Consider the following 19,923-nt stretch of genomic DNA (forward strand, 5'->3'; position numbering starts at 1 on the left):
ATTCAGAGGAACCAAAGATGAGTAGCGGACGTATCGTTCAAATCATCGGCGCCGTCATCGACGTGGAATTCCCGCGTGACAAGGTGCCGAGTGTTTATGAAGCGCTGAAAGTAGTTGGCGCCGAAACCACCCTGGAAGTTCAGCAGCAGCTGGGCGACGGCGTGGTACGTACCATTGCGATGGGTTCGACCGAAGGCCTCAAGCGTGGCCTGGACGTCAACAGCTCTGGCAAGGCCATCTCCGTACCGGTCGGTAAAGCGACCCTGGGCCGGATCATGGACGTGCTGGGTAACCCGATCGACGAAGCCGGCCCGATCGGCGAAGAAGAGCAGTGGGAAATCCACCGCCCTGCGCCGAGCTATGCCGAACAGGCTGGCTCCAACGAGCTGCTGGAAACCGGCATCAAGGTTATCGACCTGGTCTGCCCGTTCGCCAAGGGCGGTAAAGTCGGTCTGTTCGGTGGTGCCGGTGTCGGCAAGACCGTGAACATGATGGAACTGATCCGTAACATCGCCATCGAGCACAGCGGTTATTCCGTGTTCGCCGGTGTGGGTGAGCGTACTCGTGAGGGTAACGACTTCTACCACGAGATGAAGGACTCCAACGTTCTCGACAAGGTAGCCCTGGTCTACGGTCAGATGAACGAGCCACCAGGCAACCGTCTGCGCGTAGCACTGACCGGCCTGACCATGGCCGAGAAGTTCCGTGACGAAGGTCGTGACGTTCTGTTGTTCGTCGACAACATCTACCGTTACACCCTCGCCGGTACCGAAGTATCCGCACTGCTCGGCCGTATGCCGTCGGCAGTAGGTTACCAGCCGACTCTGGCCGAGGAGATGGGCGTTCTGCAGGAGCGTATTACCTCCACCAAGAAAGGCTCGATCACCTCGATCCAGGCTGTATACGTACCTGCGGACGACCTGACCGACCCGAGCCCGGCGACCACCTTCGCCCACTTGGACGCCACCGTCGTTCTGTCCCGTGACATCGCTTCCCTGGGTATCTACCCGGCCGTTGACCCGCTGGACTCCACCAGCCGTCAGCTGGACCCGAACGTGATCGGCCAGGAGCACTACGAGACCGCTCGTGGCGTTCAGTATGTTCTGCAGCGCTACAAGGAGCTGAAGGACATCATCGCGATCCTGGGTATGGACGAACTGTCCGAAGACGACAAGCAGCTAGTATCGCGCGCTCGTAAGATCCAGCGCTTCCTGTCCCAGCCGTTCTTCGTGGCTGAAGTCTTCACCGGTGCCCCGGGCAAGTACGTGTCCCTGAAGGACACCATTGCCGGCTTCAGCGGCATTCTCAAAGGCGACTACGACCACCTGCCGGAACAAGCGTTCTACATGGTAGGCGGCATCGACGAAGCCATCGAGAAAGCCAAGAAACTGTAAGTAACGGGTGCGCCCCCCAGGGGGCGTCCGGGCCGGAGCGGGCAGCAGCCCGATCCGGCCTCTCAACCGAGGCATTGTTATGGCTATGTCAGTCCACTGCGATATCGTCAGTGCGGAAGAAGAGCTGTTCTCGGGGCTGGTGGAAATGGTCATCGCCCACGGTCACCTTGGTGACCTGGGTATCCTGCCGGGCCACACCCCGCTGCTGACCGATCTCAAGCCGGGTCCGGTGCGAGTGATCAAGCAGGGTGGCACCGAGGAGGTGTTCTACATCTCCGGTGGCTTCCTGGAAGTTCAGCCGAGCATGGTGAAGGTTCTTGCCGACACCGCTGTTCGTGCCGGCGACCTGGATGAAGCCGCTGCCATCGAGGCGCGCAAGGCTGCCGAGAAGGCACTGAGCGAGAAGGGCACCGAGTTCGACTACGGCAGTGCTTCGGCACGCCTGGCCGAGGCTGCTGCTCAGCTGCGCACCATCGACGAAATGCGCAAGAAGTTCGGCGGCCGCAGCCGCTGATCGCGTATCGCGGTATCACGCAAAGGGGCGACTTAGGTCGCCCCTTTGCGTTTCTGGCAAAATAGCGTTTTCTTCGCGCGGCTCTCTGGCCGCGGCCAACTCTTGCCCAGCAAGGAGCTTTCTATGAGTCTGGATATCGTCATTCTTGCCGCTGGCCAGGGCACGCGGATGCGTTCCGCTTTGCCCAAGGTGCTGCACCCGGTCGCCGACAAACCCATGCTGGGTCATGTCATCGACACTGCACGCAGCCTGCAGCCGCAAAGCATCCAGGTGGTGATCGGTCATGGCGCCGACAAGGTGCGCGAGCGTCTGGCCGCCGATGACCTGAATTTCGTCATCCAGGCCGAGCAGCTCGGCACCGGCCACGCCGTGGCTCAGGCTCTGCCGCAGCTCAACGCCGATACCGTACTGATTCTCTACGGCGATGTACCGCTGATCGAAACTGCCACCCTGCAGCGGCTGATGGCCCTGGTCAGCGATGATCAGCTGGGCTTGCTCACCGTCGAGCTGGCCGACCCGACGGGCTACGGCCGCATCGTGCGTGACGCCGATGGCGTGGTGCAGGCGATCGTCGAGCACAAGGATGCCAGCGAAGCACAGCGGCAGATCCGCGAGGGCAACACCGGTATTCTCGCCGTACCGGGCAAGCGGCTCGCCGACTGGCTGGGCCGCCTGTCCAACAGCAATGCCCAGGGCGAGTACTACCTGACCGACGTGATCGCCATGGCGGTGGCCGACGGTCTGGTGGTGGCCACCGAGCGCGCCGCCGACGAAATGGAAGTGCTGGGTGCCAATGACCGCATCCAGCTGGCTCAGCTCGAATGCCATTACCAGCAGCGCATGGCTCGTCGCCTGATGGCCCAGGGTGTCACCCTGCGCGATCCGCATCGATTCGATGTGCGTGGTGAAGTCAGCGTCGGACGCGACGTGACCATCGACATCAACGTCATCCTCGAAGGCCGCGTGATCATCGAGGATGATGTGCAGATCGGCCCGAATTGCGTGATCAAGGACTCGGTGCTGCGCAGGGGCGCCATCGTCAAAGCCAACAGCCACCTGGACGGTGCCGAGATGGGCGAGGGCGCCGATTGCGGCCCGTTCGCTCGCCTGCGTCCGGGCACCAGACTGGGCGCCAAGGCCCATGTGGGCAACTTCGTCGAACTGAAGAACGCCGTGCTGGGCGAAGGTGCCAAGGCTGGCCATCTGAGCTACCTGGGCGATGCCGAGATCGGTGCGCGGACGAATATCGGGGCCGGCACAATCACCTGCAACTACGACGGTGCCAACAAATTCCGCACGGTAATGGGCGAGGACGTATTCATCGGCTCCAACAGTGCGCTGGTGGCGCCGGTAACGTTGGGTGACCGCGCGACCACCGGTGCCGGTTCGGTGGTGACCAGCGATGTGCCTGCAGATACGCTGGCAGTAGGCCGTGCCAAGCAGCGCAATATCGAAGGCTGGAAGCGCCCCACCAAGAAGTGAACCCGCTCTGGCCTGGGTGACCAGGCCTGTGGATAACCTGCCGGAGGCAGTTCTGTATGTTCGGTGTGACGGATTACCCCGCCTTCGTGGTGGCCTTCATCATCCTGCTAGCCATTCCCGGGCCGGGTAACCTGGCGTTGATCCTGTCCACGGGCAAGGGCGGGATTCGCGGCGGGCTGGCTTCGACCTTCGGGATCATGCTCGGCGACCAGGTGCTGCTGTGGTTGGCGGTGGCCGGGGTCGCCGCGTTGCTCAAGGCCTATCCGGCAGCCTTCCATGTGGTGCAGTGGCTTGGCGCCGGCTATCTGGTCTACCTCGGCCTGCGCATGATCCTGGCCAAGCCTGGTGCGGCGCCGACGCTGGACATCAAGCCGCGGCGATACCTGTGGCAAACCCTGGTGATCACCGTCTTCAACCCCAAGGCCATCATCTTCTACATGGCCTTCTTCCCTCTGTTCATCGATCCGCAGCGCCATCAGGGGTTGATTACTTTCGCTTTCATGGCCGTGACCATCATGGCACTGACCTTTCTCTACGGCTTGTTGATCGTGCTGCTGACGCACTTTCTCGCCGAGCGCATGCGCGCAAATCCCCGTATCGCGCGTGGTCTGGAGAAATTTGCAGGGCTTTGCCTGATCGGTTTCGGCGTCAAACTGACGCTGAACTGACCGGCGGACGCTTGCGGGCATTTCGATCATATGTTTTGATTCGCGCCATTATCTTTCGAATCGAAACTTAAGTATGTCGAAGCGCAACACGCCGCAACGTCGCCACACCATCCTCGCCATGCTCGCCGAGCAGGGCGAAGTGTCGGTGGACGCCCTGGCGCAGCACTTCGCCACCAGCGAAGTGACGATTCGCAAGGACCTCGCCGCCCTGGAAAAGAACGGTCTGCTGCTGCGTCGCTATGGCGGTGCGGTGCCAGTACCGCAGGAGCTCATCGGCGAGCCGACGCAGCCCATCTCTCCCTACAAGCAGGCGATCGCCCGTGCCGGTGTGGCGCGGATTCGCGAGCACGCGCGCATCATCATCGACAGCGGCACCACCACGGCAGCGATGATCCCGCAGCTCGGCCACAAGCCTGGGCTGGTGGTGATGACCAACTCGCTGGGCGTCGCCAATGCCCTGCGCGAACTCGAGCACGAGCCGGTGTTGCTGATGACCGGTGGCACCTGGGACCCGCACTCGGAATCCTTCCAGGGCCAGGTGGCCGAGCAGGTGCTGCGTTCCTACGATTTCGACCAACTGTTCATCGGCGCTGATGGCATCGACCTGGAGCGTGGCACCACCACCTTCAACGAGCTGCTCGGTTTGTCGCGGGTGATGGCCGAAGTGGCCCGAGAAGTCATCGTCATGGTCGAGAGCGACAAGATCGGCCGGCGCATACCCAATCTGGAACTGCCCTGGAGCAGCTTCCGTACCTTGATTACCGACGAGCGCCTGGATTCCCAGGCTGCCGAACAGATACGCGCGCGCGGCATCCAGCTGATTCTCGCGCCGCTGGAAACTTGAGGAGATAAACCATGTGTGGAATCGTCGGCGCCATCGCGGAGCGCAATATCACCCCTGTTCTAGTGGAAGGCCTCAAGCGCCTGGAATACCGCGGCTACGACAGCGCCGGTGTAGCACTGCTGACCGAGCAGGGCGCGCTGGATCGCCGCCGCCGCGTCGGCAAGGTCAGCGAACTGCAGACCGCGCTGCAGGCCGAACCGCTGGCGGGGCGTCTGGGCATCGCCCACACCCGTTGGGCCACGCACGGTGCGCCGAGCGAGCGCAACGCTCACCCACACTTCTCTGGCCATGAGTTGGCCGTGGTGCACAACGGCATCATCGAGAACCACGAAGAGCTGCGCGAGCGCCTCAAGGGCCTGGGCTACGTCTTCACCTCCGATACCGACACCGAAACCATCGTCCACCTGCTCGAGCACAAGCTGCAACAGCTCGGCGATCTCGCTGCCGCGCTCAAAGCCGCGATTCCCGAGTTGCATGGCGCCTACGGCCTGGCGGTGATCAGCGCCAAGCAGCCGGATCGCCTGCTTGCTGCCCGCAGTGGTAGCCCGTTGGTGATCGGCCTGGGCCTGGGTGAAAACTTCCTCGCCTCCGACCAGTTGGCCCTGCGCCAGGTCACCGACCGCTTCATGTACCTGGAAGAAGGGGATATCGCCGAGATTCGCCGCGATGGCGTGCAGATCTGGGACGCCGCCGGCAATCTGGTGCAGCGCGAAGCCGTGCAGTACCACGAAGGTGCCGAAGCTGCGGACAAGGGCGAGTACCGTCACTTCATGCTCAAGGAGATCCACGAGCAGCCCAAGGTGGTGCAACGCACCCTGGAAGGACGTCTGGGCAGTGATCACGTACTGGTGCAGGCCTTTGGCCCGCAGGCTGCCGAGCTGTTCGCCAAGGTGAAGAACGTACAAATCGTCGCCTGCGGCACCAGCTACCACGCCGGCATGGTTGCCCGTTACTGGCTGGAAGAGCTGGCCGGCATTCCCTGCCAGGTCGAGGTGGCCAGCGAGTTCCGCTACCGCAAGGTGGTGGTGCAGCCTGATACCCTGTTCGTCAGCGTCTCGCAGTCCGGTGAAACCGCTGACACCCTGGCCGCGCTGCGCAACGCCAAGGAGAAGGCACCGGGGCAGGGCGGCTACCTGGCCAGCCTGGTGATCTGCAACGTCGGCACCAGCTCGCTGGTGCGCGAATCCGACCTGTGCCTGCTGACTCAGGCCGGCCCGGAAATCGGTGTGGCCTCGACCAAGGCCTTCACCACCCAGCTGGTCGGCCTGATGCTGCTGACCCTGGCCCTCGGCCAGGTGCACGGCAGCCTCGACAAGGCGCTGGCTGCCGAGCTGGTGGAAGAATTGCGTCGCCTGCCGACCCGTCTGGGCGAAGCGCTGGCCATGGACAAGACCGTGGAGAAGATCGCCGAACTGTTCGCCGAGAAGCACCACAGTCTCTTCCTTGGTCGCGGTGCGCAGTATCCGGTGGCCATGGAAGGCGCGCTCAAACTCAAGGAAATTTCCTACATCCATGCTGAGGCCTATCCGGCCGGTGAGCTCAAGCACGGTCCGCTGGCCCTGGTGGATGCCGACATGCCGGTGGTTACCGTGGCGCCGAACAACGAGCTGCTGGAAAAGCTCAAGTCCAACCTGCAGGAAGTCCGCGCCCGTGGCGGCGAGCTGATCGTCTTCGCCGACCAGCAGGCCGGCATGAGCAATGGTGAGGGCACCCACGTCGTTGCCATGCCGCATATCCATGACCTGCTCGCACCGATCCTCTACACCGTGCCGCTGCAACTGCTGTCGTACTACGTCGCCGTGCTCAAGGGTACCGACGTCGATCAGCCGCGTAATCTGGCCAAAAGCGTCACGGTCGAATAAGGCCGCTGGCGAAGAAAAGCCCGTCCAGATGGACGGGCTTTTGCGTTTCTATCACGCCGAAATCCTGCTCAGGTGGTGCTCTTCGGGGCGCAGCGTAAGCACGCGAACGCCGTCTCGGGTGACCGCCACGGTGTGTTCGAATTGCGCCGAGAGTTGGCCATCTCGGGTCACCACCGTCCAGCCGTCGCGCAGCGTGCGTACATCCTCCGTTCCCCGGTTGAGCATGGGTTCGATGGTGAAGGTCATGCCTTCGCGCAGCGTCAGGCCGGTGCCGGCTTTGCCCCAGTGCAGCACTTCGGGTGGTTCGTGCATTTCCCGGCCGATGCCGTGGCCGCAGTACTCCCTGACCACCGAGTAGCGATGGGCACGGGCATGCCGTTCGATGGCGTGACCAATATCGCCGAGACGGGCGCCGGGTTTGACGGCTTCGATGCCTTTGCACATGGCCTCATAGGTGACCTGGGCCAGTTGACGCGCCTGTTCCGATACCTCGCCGATCAGGTAGGTCTTGCTCGAATCGGCGATATAGCCGTTCTTTTCAAGGGTGATGTCGAAATTCACCAGGTCGCCGTCGCGCAGGATATCGTCGGCGCTGGGTACGCCATGGCACACCACCTCGTTGCGCGACGTGTTCATGGCGTAGGCGAAACCATACTGTCCCTTGCTCGCCGGGCGCGCCTTGAGTTCCCCCACGATGTAGTTATCCACAAGGTCATTGACCTGCAGAGTGGACATCCCAAGCAGATCCAGGCGATCCAGATAGCCGAACACGGACGCCAGTAACCTGCCGGACTCCGCCATCAGGGCGATCTGTTGCGGCGTCTTGCTCATGAGGCGTCCGCCATTCTTGGCGGAGCCACCACGCCGGCTGCACGCATCTCGGCTGCTATTACCTCGTTGAAGCTCAGCGTCGGGTTCATCTCGCAGAGCATGCCGATGCGAATCCAGAAACCCGCCTGGGCATTGATAGAGCGGCCAGACACGCTGCTCGCCCTGCGAATCTGCTCATGCAACTCATCATCGATGTTGACGATGCCCATGAAAATCTCCTCATATATGTTTCGTATATGAATCATATATAACTGCGGGCCTGATATCACTTACCGATTATTAACCGGCAAGGCGTGCCCCCCTCATCCATTACACTAGGAGCCGTACCCGCTGCTTACTAAGTGGCAGTCGGGTCACCTGAGTCACGCTGGAACAGGAGAGAGGATGAAGCGTAGCGATGTGAAACGCAGAACGACCGAGGGTGTTGTGTTCGACACCCAGGTGATGGTCAACCCGGCCAATACCGCTGAGTGGATCGTATTTTTCAAGAAGGACGCTGGGCGTAGCTTCTTTCTGGTGGATGAGGCCGATCAGGTCGAGACCTTTACCAGTCTGGATGAATTGATGCCGGAACTGCGGGTGTTGGGCATCAAGCGGGTCGAGGTACAGCTCTGAGTAGTTGCTCACAGTTGCCGTGGATCAACGTGTGGATATCCTTGTGATACCTGGCTAAAACCCTGATAGGTAGGGGCTTTCAGCGACTTGTACAGAAACTGCTCGCCTGTATGCCCATTATCCACAGAGTGCTTGGATAACAGGCTTTCTATCCTGTTGATAAGGTTATGTAAGCCTTGTATAGCAAGGCCTTCAGCGCTTTGTACGGTTTCTCGCCAAGCTCAATCAGTGCTGCGGCGGTATAGATGGTGATGTGCCGCGTCGTACAACGCCGATTCGGCGAAGGCGCCGGGATCGAGTACGCGGCCGACCAGGATCAACGCCGTCCGGCGAAAGCCTCTGGCGGCGACCTTGGCCTCGATATCGGCCAGGGTGCCCAGTACCCAGTCCTGATCCGGCCAGCTGGCCCTGTGGATAACCGCGATGGGGCAGTCGGCGCCGTAGTGCGGCAGCAGTTCGGCGACGATCGCCGGTAACTGGCGTACGCCGAGGTGGATGGCCATGGTCGCACGGTGCCGCGCCAGATCATGCAACTGCTCACCCTCTGGCATGGGTGAAGTAGTGCCGTAGCGGGTGAGGATCACGGTCTGGGCGATGCCGGGCAGGGTAAGTTCGGATTCCAGCAACGCCGCGCAGGCGGCAGTGGCGGTGACGCCGGGGATGATCTCGAAAGGGATACTCAGCGCACGCAGCTCGCGAATCTGCTCGCCAATGGCGCCGTACAGCGATGGGTCGCCGGAGTGCACGCGGGCCACGTCCTGGCCACGCTGATGAGCTTGACGCAGCAGCTCGACGATCTCGCCGAGGTGCAGTTCGGCGGTATTGATTACCTGTTCGGCGCTATTACCCCCGATAACTGCCTCGGGCACCAGCGAACCGGCATACAGAATGACCGGGCACGAACGGATCAGGCGCTGGCCCTTGACGGTGATCAGCTCGGGGTCGCCGGGGCCGGCGCCGATGAAATAGACGGTCATGCTGTGGGTTCTCTATCGAAGGTGGCCAGCGCACAGGTGGCGTTGGCCGTGCGGGTTTTCTCGCCCAGTAATTGGGCTGTCGTGCCCAGTCGAGTGGCCAGGGCCAGGGCGCAGGGCTCAGCTACAGCGGTGCTGCCCGTTATGGATCGGATGAAAGGACTGCCGGCTTTCTCCGGCTGGTGGAGCGTGAGCGCTTCGGGGGTGAAGAATGTCAGCTCCAGATTGAGATGCATGGCCAGTTCATGCAGCCCTGGTTCGTCGCGCTTGTGGGCGATGCTGGCCAATCCAACGAGGTTATCCACAGTCAGCTCATGCTGGGACAGGCTGTGGATGAGCAGGGCAAGCAGGTCTTGCTGGGGGCAATTGCGCCTGCAACCCAGCCCGGCTACCACCATGGGCGAGGCGTCAGGGCCGGGGTTCGAGGGGCTTGGCATCATCAAGGGAGCTCATGCTGTGCAGCGGCGTAGCTCACCATGGTGCATCCCACCGGTCAACCGCGATTGACCGGCCGCTGCGGCCTGCGTAGCCTTCTCGCTTTCGAGGTTCTTCCCGGCAAGCGGCTGGGGAGCTAAGAGGGAACAGGGTCGATGCCCTGGCTGCCCCCGCAACTGTGAACGGTCTTAAACCCTTCGATACACCACTGCCGTAGGGCGGGAAGGTGAAGGACGCGCAACGCGCAGACCGTGAGCCAGGAGACCTGCCTCGACTGACCAGCCAACTGCTCGGACGGGGTGATCCGACGCGGCCAGCGCGCCCTTGCGTGCCCGCCTGCGCGTACCCGTCCGCCGAACTTAACGACGCCACGGGGCCCTTCATGAAAACCCTCGCCAAACTGCCTGTCACCATCGTCACCGGTTTTCTCGGTGCCGGCAAAACCACCCTGCTGCGTCACCTGTTGGCCCACGCTGAAGGTCGCCGTATAGCGGTGATCGTCAACGAGTTCGGCGAACTGGGTATCGATGGCGAGATCCTCAAGCAATGCTCCATCGGCTGCAGCGAAGAGGAGGCCAACGGCCGCGTTTTCGAGCTGGCCAATGGCTGCCTGTGCTGCACCGTGCAGGAAGAGTTCTTCCCGGTGATGCGCGAGCTGGTGGCGCGCCGTGGCGACCTCGACCATATCCTTATCGAAACCAGCGGTCTGGCGTTGCCCAAGCCACTGGTGCAAGCCTTCAACTGGCCGGAAATTCGCAATGCCTGCACGGTCGATGCGGTGATCACCGTGGTCGACAGCCCTGCTGTGGCCGCTGGCACCTTCGCCGCCTTCCCCGATCAGGTGGACGAGCAGCGCAAGCTCGATCCCAATCTGGATCATGAATCGCCCCTGCACGAGCTGTTCGCCGACCAGTTGGCCAGCGCTGACCTGGTGATCCTCAACAAGGCTGACCTGCTCGACGCCGAGGCGCTGGCCGTGGTGCGCGCCGAGGTGGCCGAGGAGCTGCCGCCGGCGGTCAAGGTGATCGAGGCGCACGGCGGCGAGCTGCCGCTGGACGTGCTGCTGGGGCTGAACAGCGAAACCGAGCTGCATATCGACAGCCGCCGCACCCATCACGACGATGAAGACGACGACCACGATCATGAGGAATTCGACTCGTTCCACGTGGAACTACCCGAAGCCGAAGAGGCGCGCCTGCTGGCTGCGTTGAAGGATGCGGTGGCCAAGTACGGCATCCTGCGGGTGAAGGGCTTCGCAGCGATCCCTGGCAAACCGATGCGCCTGCTGGTGCAGGGCGTGGGCCAGCGCTTCGACCGCCACTTCGACCGCGCCTGGCAGGCCGACGAGCCGCGTCTGAGCCGCCTGGTGGTGATCGGCCAACAGCTTGACCGCGCGGCCATCGAGGCCGAGCTGAAAGCGGCGCTGACTTGATAATGATCGCCCGCAAGCGGGCTCCTACGCACCCTGTAGGAGCCCGCTTGCGGGCGATTTACTTGGATTCGTAGATGCACTTACTGCGTACCCAGCCCGGCGCCCAACTGCCGGCCGACAGCATCGCCGACCTTGGCCAGACGCCTGCCGAGCTGGTGATCCTGTGCACGGGTGATTCGCACCTCTCCCTGCTGGCCGAAGCCGCCCGGCAACTGCCGGAAGACTACCCCAGCCTGCGCCTGGCCAGCCCGGCGCAGCTGAGCAACAACGCCTCGGTGGACTACTACGTCGAGCAGGTGCTGCAGCATGCCAAAGTTATCCTGATTTCGGTGCATGGCGGGGTGAGCTACTGGCGCTATGGCGTCGAACGCCTTGTGGAGCTGGGTGCGCGCGGCGCCACGGTGATCATGGTGCCGGGCGACGACAAGCCCGACCCGGAGCTTAATGCGCTCGGCAACGTCGGTGAGGAAGACAGCCAGCGTCTCTGGCAGTACCTGCGCCAGGGTGGGCTGGATAACGCCCGCCAATTGTTCCGCTGCATCGGCAGCCGCTGGCTGGGCCGCGCTGACAGCTGGCAGGAGCCGCAGCCACTGCCACGCGTCAGCCTCTATCACCCGCAGCACAGCCCGGCCGCGCTGGCTGACTGGCAGCTGCAATGGCAACCCGGCGCGCCTGTGGTGGCGCTGCTGTTCTACCGCAACCATGTGCAGTCGGCGAACACGGCCTTCGTCGATGCCTTCTGCGATCACCTCGTCACTCAGGGTCTCAACCCGCTACCCATCGCCGTGGCCAGTCTCAAGGAAGCGGCCTGCCTGGATCAGGTGCAGACCTGGCTGGACGAGACGAGCGCCGCGCTGATCATCAACACCACCGGTTTCGCGCTATCCAACCCCGAGGCGCCGCAGGCACGGGTGTTCCGCCGCGATATCCCGGTGCTGCAGGCCATCTGCTCGCTGGACAACCAGACGCAATGGCAGGCCAGCGTCCAGGGCCTGGGCTCGCGCGACCTGGCCATGCACGTGGTGCTGCCCGAGCTGGATGGTCGGCTGATCGGCACTGCCATCAGTTTCAAGGGCCTGGCCTGGCGCAGCGAGCGGAGCCAGAGTGACGTGGTGTGCTACCAGGCACACGAATCGGGTATGGCCTTCATCGCCGAACTGGCGAGTAATTGGTGTCATTTGGCGGTTAAAGGTAACGATCAGAAGCGAATAGGTCTGATCCTGGCCAACTACCCGACTCGCGATGGCCGCATTGGCAACGGCGTGGGTCTGGATACGCCCGCCGCCGCGCTGAACATCCTCCGTGCGCTGCAGGTACAGGGCTATCCGGTGGATAACCTGCCGGGTAGCGGCACCGAACTTGTCCACAGCCTGCTCGGCGGCGTCACCAACGACCTCGACGGCCTGGATTCGCGGCCCTGCGCGCAAAGCCTGGCGCTGGACGACTACCTGAGGTTTTTCCACAGACTGCCTGAGCAGAATCAGCAGGCAGTGCGCGAGCGCTGGGGCGAGCCGCAGGCCGATCCGATGTTCCGCAGCGGGCGGATGATGGTCGCCGGCCTGCGCTTCGGCCTGACCTTCGTCGGCATCCAGCCGGCGCGCGGCTACCAGCTCGACCCGGCGGCGGTGTACCACGATCCGGATCTGGTGCCGCCGCATGGTTATATCGCCTTTTACGCCTGGCTGCGTACGGCGTTCTCTGCCGATGCGCTGATCCACGTCGGCAAGCATGGCAACCTGGAATGGCTGCCGGGCAAGAGCGTCGGCCTGTCCGAGAACTGTTGGCCGCAGGCGCTGATCGGCCCGTTGCCGAATATCTATCCTTTCATCGTCAACGATCCCGGTGAGGGTGCGCAGGCCAAGCGCCGTACCCAGGCGGTGATCATCGATCACCTGATGCCGCCACTGACCCGTGCCGAGAGCTACGGCCCGCTGCGCGACCTGGAGCGTCTGGCCGACGAGTATTTCGAGGCCAGCCAGCTCGACCAGCGCCGTGCCGTGGAGCTGCGAGGCGAGATCCTGACCAAGGTGCGCGAGGCCAGCCTCGACCGCGAGCTGGGTCTGCAACTCAACGATGACCCGGAGAGCTGGCTGCCGCAGCTCGACGCCTACCTGTGCGACCTCAAGGAATCGCAGATCCGCGACGGCCTGCATGTGTTCGGCGAGTCGCCTGCTGGCCAACTGCGCCGCGACACGCTGCTGGCGTTGCTGCGCATCCCCCGTGGCGATGGCCAGGGCGCCAATGCCAGCCTGCTGCGCGCGCTGGCGCGTGGCCTGGAGCTGGGCCTCGACCCGCTGGACTGCGACATGGGCCAGCTCTGGGATGGGTTACGTCCACAGGCGTTGCAGGCTGTGGATAACAGTCTGTGGCGCAGCGTCGGTGATACCCGCGAGCGCCTGGAGCTGCTGGCGCTGAGGTTGATCGAGCAGCGCCTGGCCGGCGAGTGCATCAGCGATTTCGGCGACGAGGTAGCGCTGATTCTCGATGGGCTGACCGAGCATATCGCGCCTTTGCTGGATGCCTGCGGCGATGCCGAAATGGGTGGCTTGCTCGCCGCGCTGGCAGGGCGTTTCGTGCCCGCCGGGCCGAGCGGCGCACCGAGCCGTGGGCGCCTCGACGTGCTGCCCACCGGGCGCAACTTCTTCACCGTCGACGTACGCCACCTGCCCACGCCCACCGCCTGGCGCCTCGGCGTGCAGGCGGCTGACCGTCTGCTGGAGCGCCATCTACAGGACGAGGGCGACCACCTGCGCCAGCTCGGCCTGTCGGTGTGGGGCACGGCGACCATGCGTACCGGCGGCGACGACATCGCCCAGGCGCTGGCGCTGATGGGCGTGCGCCCGGTATGGCAGCCGGGCAGCCAGCGCGTCGAGCGCTTCGAGGTATTGCCGCTGGAGCAGCTCGGCCGCCCACGGGTGGACGTGACCCTGCGCGTCTCGGGCTTCTTCCGCGATGCCTTCAGCAACCTGATTCGCCTGTTCGACGAGGCCGTGCAGGCGGTGATCGAGCTCGATGAGCCGGAAGACATGAATCCGCTGTCGGCGCGGGTCTGGCGTGAGTCGCTGGCATTGAAGGACAGCGGCCTGGATGAAGGCGAAGCGCGGCGTCAGGCTGGCTGGCGGGTGTTCGGCGCCAAGCCGGGCGCCTATGGCGCCGGGGTGCAGAACGCCATCGAGGAGCGTCTGTGGCAGAGCCGCGCGGACTTGGCCGAGGTCTACCTGAACTGGGGTGGCTACGCCTACGGCAGCGGCGCCGAGGGCGCACCCGCTCGGCAGCGCTTCGTCGAGCGTCTGGAGCAGATGCAGGCGGTGCTGCACAACCAGGACAACCGCGAGCACGACATCCTCGACTCCAACGACTACTACCAGTTTCAGGGCGGCATGCTGGCGGCGGTAGAGACCCTGCGCGGGCTCAAGGTGGCCAGCTATTTTGGTGACAACAGCCAGCCGGATACGCCGCGCATTCGCACCCTGAAGGAAGAACTCAATCGCGTGGTGCGGGCACGCGCCGCCAATCCCAAATGGATCGAGGGCATGAAGCGCCATGGCTACAAGGGTGCCTTCGAGCTAGCCGCGACCATCGACTACCTGTTCGCCTTCGACGCCACCAGCGAGCTGGTCGATGACCACCAGTACGCGCTGCTGACCGATGCCTACCTGCTCGATAGGGACACCCGCGACTTCATCCAGCAGCACAACCCAGGCGCGCTCAACGATATCCTCGAACGCCTGCTGGAAGCCCAGCAGCGCGGCCTGTGGGAGAATCCCGGGCAATACCGCGAAGCCCTGGAGAACCTGTTGCTCGATAGTGAGGAGTCATGAAGCGACTCGTTCCCGTAGGGCGGGCTAGCCGCCTGTTGCGGTGTTTGGCCGGATCACCGAAGCGGGTGCGGCGTAGCCCACCATTGGCGTCACGCCTGGCATCGCCCGGTGGGTTACGCGGCGCGCTGCTCCCCGGCGCGGCTACAAGACCTACGTTCCGCGCCGCTAACCCACCCGGGGGCATGCAGCCCGTAGCCCGGATGCAATCCGGGAAATGCGCGACCAAAGGCCCCGGATTGCATCCGGGCTACGTCCATATCCACGGATCACTGCCATGACCGAACATCACTTCCCCCTCGCCGCCGTGGTCGGCGCCGATTCGCTGAAGCTGGCGCTGTGCCTGGCGGCTATCGATCCGGCCATCGGCGGTGTGCTGATAGAGGGGCCGCGTGGCATGGCCAAGTCCACGCTGGCTCGTGGCCTGGCCGATCTGCTCGACGGTGGGCGCTTCGTCACCCTGCCGCTGGGGGCGAGCGAGGAGCGCATCGTTGGCACCCTGGATCTGGATGCGGCCCTCGGCGAAGGCCGCGCGCAGTTTTCCCCTGGTCTGCTGGCCCGTGCCGATGGCGGCGTGTTGTATGTGGATGAGGTCAACCTGCTGCCCGATCATCTGGTCGACCTGCTGCTCGATGCCGCCGCCAGCGGGGTCAACCACGTCGAGCGCGACGGCATCTCCCATCGCCACGCCGCGCGCTTCGTGCTGATCGGCACCATGAACGTCGAGGAGGGCGAACTGCGTCCGCAACTGCTCGACCGCTTCGGCCTCAACCTGGCGCTCGATGGCCAGCCGCAACCGGCCGAACGCGCCGAGATCGTCCGTCGCCGTCTGGCCTTCGATGCCGACCCCGCCGCCTTTCTGCAACGCTGGCAGGGCGAGCAGGGCGCCCTGGCCGAACGTTGCCGCAATGCCCGCCAGCGCCTGGCGGATACTCCGCTGGATGACGCCGCCCTGGGTGAGATTAGCCAGCGCTGCTTCGCCGCCAGCGTCGATGGCCTGCGCGCCGATCTGGTCTGGCTGCGCGCTGCCCGTGCCCATGCGGCCTGGCGTGGCGCGGCGGCTATCGAGCCTGTGGATATCGATGCGGTGGAGGACTTTGTCCTGCGCCATCGCCGTCGCCAGTCGCAACCGCCTGCTGCCACGCCGCCCGAGCAGAGCCAGGCGCCGCAACAGGCGAATGAACAGAGCCAGGGTGAAGGCCAGTGGGGCGAGCTGCCGGCGCAGCCGCAGGCCATGGGTGAGCGGCGGGTGCCGCCGCGCTGGCCAAAAAAGCCCTGAGCATCCGCCCGCGCACAGCCACTGGCGCGGATGCCCGTAACCGGCCCGGACGACTCGGCGGCGGCCATCGCGGCGCTGCCCGTGCTGGCGTGCACGGTCGTATCGACTGGGCGGCGACCCTGCGCCAGGGCCGACCGCAACGCCGCGAACAGTTGGTACTGCGCCCGCGCAGCCAGCAGGCTGAGGAACTCTGGCTGGTGCTGGTCGATGCTTCTGCCTCGACCCGGCGCCATGGTGCGCTGAGCCGGGCCAAGGGCGTGCTCACCGAAGTGTTCGACAGCGCCTATCGCCAGCGTGCGCGCCTGGCCGTGCTGCAGGCTGGTGGCCGCGAAGCGCAATGGTTGTGGCAGGGGCGCAAGGCCAGCGCCGAGCTGCATCGCTGGTTGCACGAGTTGGGCGCAGGAGGCGGCACGCCGCTGCTCGACGCGCTGAATCAGGCCGGCGACTGGCTGCTGCGCCGCCAGCGCGCGAAACCGAACGAGCGCCAGCGCCTGCTGATCCTGACCGATGGCCGTTTGCGTGATCTTCCAGCGTTGGCGCCGCTGCCGTGTCCGACCCTGCTGCTCGACACCGAACGCGCGCCCATCCGCCTGGGCCGTGCCCGCCAGCTGGCGCAGGCGCTACAGGCCGAGTACCACCATATCGATGATCTACTGCCTGTAGGAGCCGCGGGGGCGCCTAGCCTCGCGGGTGATGATCGCCGGCAAGCCGGCTCCTACGGGTTGTCCGTTACCTGGAGAACCCCATGAAAACCCTGCTGCTGGTCGGTATCGGTGCCGGCGACCCGGACTACATCACCTACCAGGCGATCAAGGCGCTGCGCCGCAGCGATGTGATCTTCCTGATGGACAAGGGCGCGGCCAAGCACAAGCTCAACGCCTTGCGCCGGGAGATCTGTGCGCGCTTTCTCGATGGCCGCACGCCGCGTTTCGCCGAAGGCCAGCAGCCGGAACGCGAGCGTGACGTCGCCGACTACCGCGCCAGCGTCGATGAACTCAACCGTGACAAGCAGGCGGTGTTCGAGCAACTGCTCGACGAGCAGATGGCCGATGGCGAGACGGCGGCCTTCATGGTCTGGGGCGACCCGTCGCTGTATGACAGCAGCATCCGCATCATCGAAGCCATCGCCGCGCGCCGTAGTGATTTCACCTACGACGTCATCCCAGGCATCACCAGCCTGCAGGCGCTGACCGCGCGCCACCGCATCCCGCTCAACAGCATCGGCCGTGCCGTGGAAATCACCACCGGCCGCCTGCTCGCCGAAGGCTGGCCGCAGGGCGTGGACAGCGTGGCGGTGATGCTCGACGCCAAGGACACCTACCGCCGCTTCGTCGGCCACGGCCTGCATATCTACTGGGGGGCCTACGTCGGCACCGCCGATGAAATCCTCATCGCCGGTCCGCTGGATGAGGTGGCCGAACGCATCGTCACCACCCGCGCCGAGGCGCGCGAGCGCAATGGGTGGATCATGGATAGTTATCTGCTGCGCAAAGAGGGTGTGGCGGAGGCGTAACATGAAGCGCGGTGAAGAAGAGCGCTGTCCTCCCTACGCCTGTGCAAGAGCAGCCCGCTTACATCATGAAGTGGCTGGAATCCTCTGCGGGGCCGAGGCTGTTTTGCGCGCGGCGTATCAAGCGGGGAACCTCGTCGATCAGATAAGCCCAGAATCTGTCGTCGTTCACCGTCTGTTCAACGAGTTGGATTGGCAGGAAGCGCTGCATTTCGCTGCGAAAATCCGTCTTCACCTGCGGGTCGTTGATCAGCGTAGCTGAGCGCTGTGCAGCTTTTTCCAGGAAGTCGCGAGTTTGCACCCGATGGTCGTTGAGTTTGTCGGGCAGCAACTGCAGGGCTGGTTCTATCTTTTGCTGTTTCATCCAGAGCAGATCCCAGAGGTCGCGGCTCTTGATCCGCCCCTGCCTCAGAATGAATGCCAGGATCTTGTCGACATGGATTTCCTCGAGTGCTTCTGCGTTGAGGATCAGGCCTTGGGTGCCCATGTCCACGCCATAGGGGTTGAGTAGCGCTCTGGGCGTGCTGATGTAGCTCGGGATGGCGCAGATATCGATATGGATGCGTTGGGCTGGCAGGTTGCGTGCGTCAGGACGTGTCTGCACCTTCAGCTTCCAGGTATCAACATTGCCGGACTCCTTGCTCGGTTCGCTGACGTCTACACGCAGGCTGTATTTCGCCTGCAACTTTTGGATCAGTGCTTCACTCATCTGGGCGAAGTCGTCCCGGTTGAAATCGGCGCCACCCGTGAAGTCCAGATCCTCGCTCAGGCGATTGGAGCCATAGCAAGCCCGCAGGCAGGTTCCGCCGATAAAGCAGAGCTTCTCGAGCAGGCCGGCCTCGCTCAACACCAGCATGATGTCGTGATGCAGCAGTTCCTTTTCTACCACGACGCGCAGGTTGGCCAGGTCAGGCAGGTTGCCGATGGCCTGGTCTACCAGTTGGTCAAACAAGCTCATTGGCGATGCTCCAGTCGATCAGGTCGAGATTCCTTTTCGCCGCCTTCATGTCGCGGATGGCCAGCGCAGGCTTGGCTCGCCACATTCGGCATTTGCTGTCGTAATCGAGCTGTCCCGAGAGCGCTTCGGCTTTCTGCGCGGTGTGAACGAATTCGATGGTGCCCCACGAACCGCATTTGATCAGGCTGCTGCGGCCCGACGACATCAGCGTGATCCAGTTCATCGGTATCTGCGAAATGATGCCCGTGTCGCTCAGCGCCGTTTCCAGGCTTATGTAGTTGAATTCATGTGCGCGCAGGCGCGCCGCAGCATGAAACAGCAACAGGCCGGTTGTCGGTTTGGCTGGCCGATAGAAGTAGAGGCCACGGCAGATGCGCTCCAGCTTGCCGTCCCTGGCAGCCCGGCTGAGCAATGCGCGGTAGGCCTCGGCGGAAATGTCCGGAACCAGAGCGCGCATATCCGAAGGCGTGAACAGGTAGCGTTCGGCATTCGCCAAGCTGCTCAGGCCGTCATGGAGGCGGCGTATGGGCTGGACTGTTTCGCGGCGTTGGCTCATCGGAATAACTCAACGGTAAGTGACGATAAGTGTAACTTACTGTTGAGTTTTCGCAATGAGACAAGTCCTGATGAGACGACGGATACCACCTCTTGGTCCGGCCAGTGCTTGCGAATCTACCGAGGCGTCTACGTTGGTACGGCCTATGAAATGTTCATCACTGGGTCAAATGCCTTGCCTCAGTTTGCTGCGCAAGAACGGTTCGGCGCAGGGATGACGTTAGGACGGTGGACAAGCAGAGCGTTGTCCACCCTACGCGTTACTCGTGTTTTGAGTAGGCCTGCAGCGATTTTTCCATCACGACAGTGCGTTCCGCACCGTGGAGCTCATCGCGAATTTTCCGATAGCCCAGGCTGGCGTAAAAGCCTTCTGCGGTTAGTGAGGATGGTACCAACAGGGTGAGTATGTCGGCGTTCAGCGCCTGAGCGTGGATCGTTGCCATTAGCTTGCGACCCACTCCGCAGCCCTGATACTTGGGCTCAACGAAGACCGTTCTGACAACACCGCCGTCGAGGCTGGCGGTGGCGATCAGATCGTCTTGCATTGAGGCGACGAAAACCTTGCGCTTGTTGAGCAAGACCTCAACAGCTTCTGGCGTGAAGCTTTTCTCGACCTGGGCGATCACCTCGGGCGGATAGTCTTGAGCGTTCGACTCACGTAACGAGGCGATCACGACACGACTGATCGCTGTCGCATCGTCCTTTGTTGCAAGCCTGATCATGCAGTCCATGCTGTTCTCGCTCTGTTGCCG

The 19,923-nt window shown here is 63.5% G+C and carries 19 protein-coding genes and 1 riboswitch; of the genes, 12 read left to right on the forward strand and 7 right to left on the reverse strand.

From position 1 onward, the window contains the following. Nucleotides 1-17 precede the first annotated feature (17 nt). The 6 genes from atpD (at nucleotide 18) to glmS (ending at nucleotide 6,764) form a co-directional block, all read left to right on the forward strand. Nucleotides 18-1,394, forward strand: a complete 1,377-nt coding sequence (atpD, locus tag GV002_RS12655) for a F0F1 ATP synthase subunit beta (RefSeq protein ID WP_064493638.1) — start codon at nucleotides 18-20, stop codon at nucleotides 1,392-1,394. Between the two features lie 79 nt (nucleotides 1,395-1,473). After that, nucleotides 1,474-1,908 carry a F0F1 ATP synthase subunit epsilon gene (locus GV002_RS12660; protein WP_160018698.1) on the forward strand — a complete coding sequence of 145 codons (435 nt, stop codon included), beginning with the start codon at nucleotides 1,474-1,476 and terminating at the stop codon, nucleotides 1,906-1,908. A 123-nt stretch (nucleotides 1,909-2,031) separates the two neighbouring features. After that, nucleotides 2,032-3,390, forward strand: a complete 1,359-nt coding sequence (gene glmU, locus GV002_RS12665; protein WP_160018699.1) for a bifunctional UDP-N-acetylglucosamine diphosphorylase/glucosamine-1-phosphate N-acetyltransferase GlmU — start codon at nucleotides 2,032-2,034, stop codon at nucleotides 3,388-3,390. A 56-nt stretch (nucleotides 3,391-3,446) separates the two neighbouring features. Beyond that, nucleotides 3,447-4,058: a LysE family transporter gene (locus GV002_RS12670; protein ID WP_160018700.1), complete on the forward strand. Its 612-nt coding sequence runs from the start codon at nucleotides 3,447-3,449 to the stop codon at nucleotides 4,056-4,058. A gap of 73 nt (nucleotides 4,059-4,131) precedes the next feature. After that, nucleotides 4,132-4,902 (forward strand): DeoR/GlpR family DNA-binding transcription regulator, encoded by a 771-nt coding sequence (locus GV002_RS12675; protein WP_160018701.1) that lies wholly within the window; start codon nucleotides 4,132-4,134, stop codon nucleotides 4,900-4,902. Between the two features lie 11 nt (nucleotides 4,903-4,913). After that, a complete protein-coding gene (gene glmS, locus GV002_RS12680) occupies nucleotides 4,914-6,764 on the forward strand; it encodes a glutamine--fructose-6-phosphate transaminase (isomerizing) (protein WP_160018702.1) in 1,851 nt (616 codons plus the stop codon). A 51-nt stretch (nucleotides 6,765-6,815) separates the two neighbouring features. On the opposite strand, the gene map is transcribed toward glmS, so the two are convergent. Further along, nucleotides 6,816-7,595, reverse strand: coding sequence for a type I methionyl aminopeptidase (map, locus tag GV002_RS12685; protein WP_160018703.1), 780 nt, complete (start codon nucleotides 7,593-7,595; stop codon nucleotides 6,816-6,818). After that, on the reverse strand, nucleotides 7,592-7,804 hold the full coding sequence (locus GV002_RS12690) for a ParD-like family protein (protein WP_160018704.1): 213 nt from the start codon (nucleotides 7,802-7,804) through the stop codon (nucleotides 7,592-7,594). The genes map and GV002_RS12690 overlap by 4 nt, the downstream gene beginning before the upstream one ends. A gap of 175 nt (nucleotides 7,805-7,979) precedes the next feature. On the opposite strand from GV002_RS12690, the gene GV002_RS12695 reads away from it, so the two are divergent. Continuing rightward, complete coding sequence (locus tag GV002_RS12695) at nucleotides 7,980-8,210, forward strand: hypothetical protein (protein WP_160018705.1); 231 nt, start codon at nucleotides 7,980-7,982, stop codon at nucleotides 8,208-8,210. A gap of 221 nt (nucleotides 8,211-8,431) precedes the next feature. On the opposite strand, the gene cobM is transcribed toward GV002_RS12695, so the two are convergent. Beyond that, nucleotides 8,432-9,187 (reverse strand): precorrin-4 C(11)-methyltransferase, encoded by a 756-nt coding sequence (cobM, locus tag GV002_RS12700; protein WP_160018706.1) that lies wholly within the window; start codon nucleotides 9,185-9,187, stop codon nucleotides 8,432-8,434. Next, nucleotides 9,184-9,624 (reverse strand): cobalamin biosynthesis protein, encoded by a 441-nt coding sequence (locus GV002_RS12705; RefSeq protein ID WP_160018707.1) that lies wholly within the window; start codon nucleotides 9,622-9,624, stop codon nucleotides 9,184-9,186. The genes cobM and GV002_RS12705 overlap by 4 nt, the downstream gene beginning before the upstream one ends. An 86-nt stretch (nucleotides 9,625-9,710) precedes the next feature. Further along, nucleotides 9,711-9,907: riboswitch (cobalamin riboswitch) on the forward strand. A 94-nt stretch (nucleotides 9,908-10,001) separates the two neighbouring features. On the opposite strand from GV002_RS12705, the gene cobW reads away from it, so the two are divergent. From cobW to cobF, 5 genes are all read left to right on the forward strand, one after another. Further along, on the forward strand, nucleotides 10,002-11,051 hold the full coding sequence (gene cobW / locus GV002_RS12710) for a cobalamin biosynthesis protein CobW (RefSeq protein WP_160018708.1): 1,050 nt from the start codon (nucleotides 10,002-10,004) through the stop codon (nucleotides 11,049-11,051). 74 nt (nucleotides 11,052-11,125) lie between these two features. Then, nucleotides 11,126-14,872, forward strand: a complete 3,747-nt coding sequence (gene cobN, locus GV002_RS12715) for a cobaltochelatase subunit CobN (RefSeq protein ID WP_160018709.1) — start codon at nucleotides 11,126-11,128, stop codon at nucleotides 14,870-14,872. 274 nt (nucleotides 14,873-15,146) lie between these two features. Next, entirely contained in the window at nucleotides 15,147-16,148 is a 1,002-nt protein-coding gene (locus tag GV002_RS12720) for an ATP-binding protein (protein ID WP_160018710.1), read from the forward strand. After that, entirely contained in the window at nucleotides 16,130-16,897 is a 768-nt protein-coding gene (locus GV002_RS12725; protein ID WP_306109747.1) for a vWA domain-containing protein, read from the forward strand. The genes GV002_RS12720 and GV002_RS12725 overlap by 19 nt, the downstream gene beginning before the upstream one ends. Further along, nucleotides 16,894-17,661, forward strand: a complete 768-nt coding sequence (gene cobF / locus GV002_RS12730) for a precorrin-6A synthase (deacetylating) (protein WP_160018711.1) — start codon at nucleotides 16,894-16,896, stop codon at nucleotides 17,659-17,661. Before GV002_RS12725 ends, cobF begins: the two co-directional genes overlap by 4 nt. Nucleotides 17,662-17,719: 58 nt before the next feature. Here cobF and GV002_RS12735 read toward each other — a convergent pair whose 3' ends face one another. The 3 genes from GV002_RS12735 to GV002_RS12745 all read right to left on the reverse strand — a co-directional run bounded on the left by GV002_RS12735 (nucleotide 17,720) and on the right by GV002_RS12745 (nucleotide 19,902). Next, nucleotides 17,720-18,616, reverse strand: coding sequence for a nucleotidyl transferase AbiEii/AbiGii toxin family protein (locus tag GV002_RS12735; RefSeq protein WP_160018712.1), 897 nt, complete (start codon nucleotides 18,614-18,616; stop codon nucleotides 17,720-17,722). Continuing rightward, nucleotides 18,603-19,172, reverse strand: coding sequence for a type IV toxin-antitoxin system AbiEi family antitoxin (gene abiEi, locus GV002_RS12740; protein ID WP_160018713.1), 570 nt, complete (start codon nucleotides 19,170-19,172; stop codon nucleotides 18,603-18,605). The genes GV002_RS12735 and abiEi overlap by 14 nt, the downstream gene beginning before the upstream one ends. 259 nt (nucleotides 19,173-19,431) lie before the next feature. Beyond that, entirely contained in the window at nucleotides 19,432-19,902 is a 471-nt protein-coding gene (locus GV002_RS12745) for a GNAT family N-acetyltransferase (RefSeq protein WP_160018714.1), read from the reverse strand. Between the last annotated feature and the right edge of the window lie 21 nt (nucleotides 19,903-19,923).

Source organism: Pseudomonas sp. 8O, from assembly GCF_902506495.1.
GTDB classification, from domain to species: Bacteria; Pseudomonadota; Gammaproteobacteria; order Pseudomonadales; family Pseudomonadaceae; genus Aquipseudomonas; species Aquipseudomonas chaetocerotis.

Bases quoted from the DNA above. Each gene is read 5' to 3' on its own strand.
- glmU (WP_160018699.1), top strand. From the start codon at position 2,032: ATGAGTCTGGATATCGTCATTCTTGCCGCTGGCCAGGGCACGCGGATG.
- cobM (WP_160018706.1), bottom strand. From the start codon at position 9,187: ATGACCGTCTATTTCATCGGCGCCGGCCCCGGCGACCCCGAGCTGATC.
- GV002_RS12660 (WP_160018698.1), top strand. From the start codon at position 1,474: ATGGCTATGTCAGTCCACTGCGATATCGTCAGTGCGGAAGAAGAGCTG.
- GV002_RS12735 (WP_160018712.1), bottom strand. From the start codon at position 18,616: ATGAGCTTGTTTGACCAACTGGTAGACCAGGCCATCGGCAACCTGCCT.
- GV002_RS12675 (WP_160018701.1), top strand. From the start codon at position 4,132: ATGTCGAAGCGCAACACGCCGCAACGTCGCCACACCATCCTCGCCATG.
- glmS (WP_160018702.1), top strand. From the start codon at position 4,914: ATGTGTGGAATCGTCGGCGCCATCGCGGAGCGCAATATCACCCCTGTT.
- GV002_RS12670 (WP_160018700.1), top strand. From the start codon at position 3,447: ATGTTCGGTGTGACGGATTACCCCGCCTTCGTGGTGGCCTTCATCATC.
- cobW (WP_160018708.1), top strand. From the start codon at position 10,002: ATGAAAACCCTCGCCAAACTGCCTGTCACCATCGTCACCGGTTTTCTC.
- abiEi (WP_160018713.1), bottom strand. From the start codon at position 19,172: ATGAGCCAACGCCGCGAAACAGTCCAGCCCATACGCCGCCTCCATGAC.
- map (WP_160018703.1), bottom strand. From the start codon at position 7,595: ATGAGCAAGACGCCGCAACAGATCGCCCTGATGGCGGAGTCCGGCAGG.
- GV002_RS12695 (WP_160018705.1), top strand. From the start codon at position 7,980: ATGAAGCGTAGCGATGTGAAACGCAGAACGACCGAGGGTGTTGTGTTC.
- atpD (WP_064493638.1), top strand. From the start codon at position 18: ATGAGTAGCGGACGTATCGTTCAAATCATCGGCGCCGTCATCGACGTG.
- GV002_RS12720 (WP_160018710.1), top strand. From the start codon at position 15,147: ATGACCGAACATCACTTCCCCCTCGCCGCCGTGGTCGGCGCCGATTCG.
- cobN (WP_160018709.1), top strand. From the start codon at position 11,126: ATGCACTTACTGCGTACCCAGCCCGGCGCCCAACTGCCGGCCGACAGC.
- GV002_RS12690 (WP_160018704.1), bottom strand. From the start codon at position 7,804: ATGGGCATCGTCAACATCGATGATGAGTTGCATGAGCAGATTCGCAGG.
- GV002_RS12705 (WP_160018707.1), bottom strand. From the start codon at position 9,624: ATGATGCCAAGCCCCTCGAACCCCGGCCCTGACGCCTCGCCCATGGTG.
- GV002_RS12745 (WP_160018714.1), bottom strand. From the start codon at position 19,902: ATGGACTGCATGATCAGGCTTGCAACAAAGGACGATGCGACAGCGATC.
- cobF (WP_160018711.1), top strand. From the start codon at position 16,894: ATGAAAACCCTGCTGCTGGTCGGTATCGGTGCCGGCGACCCGGACTAC.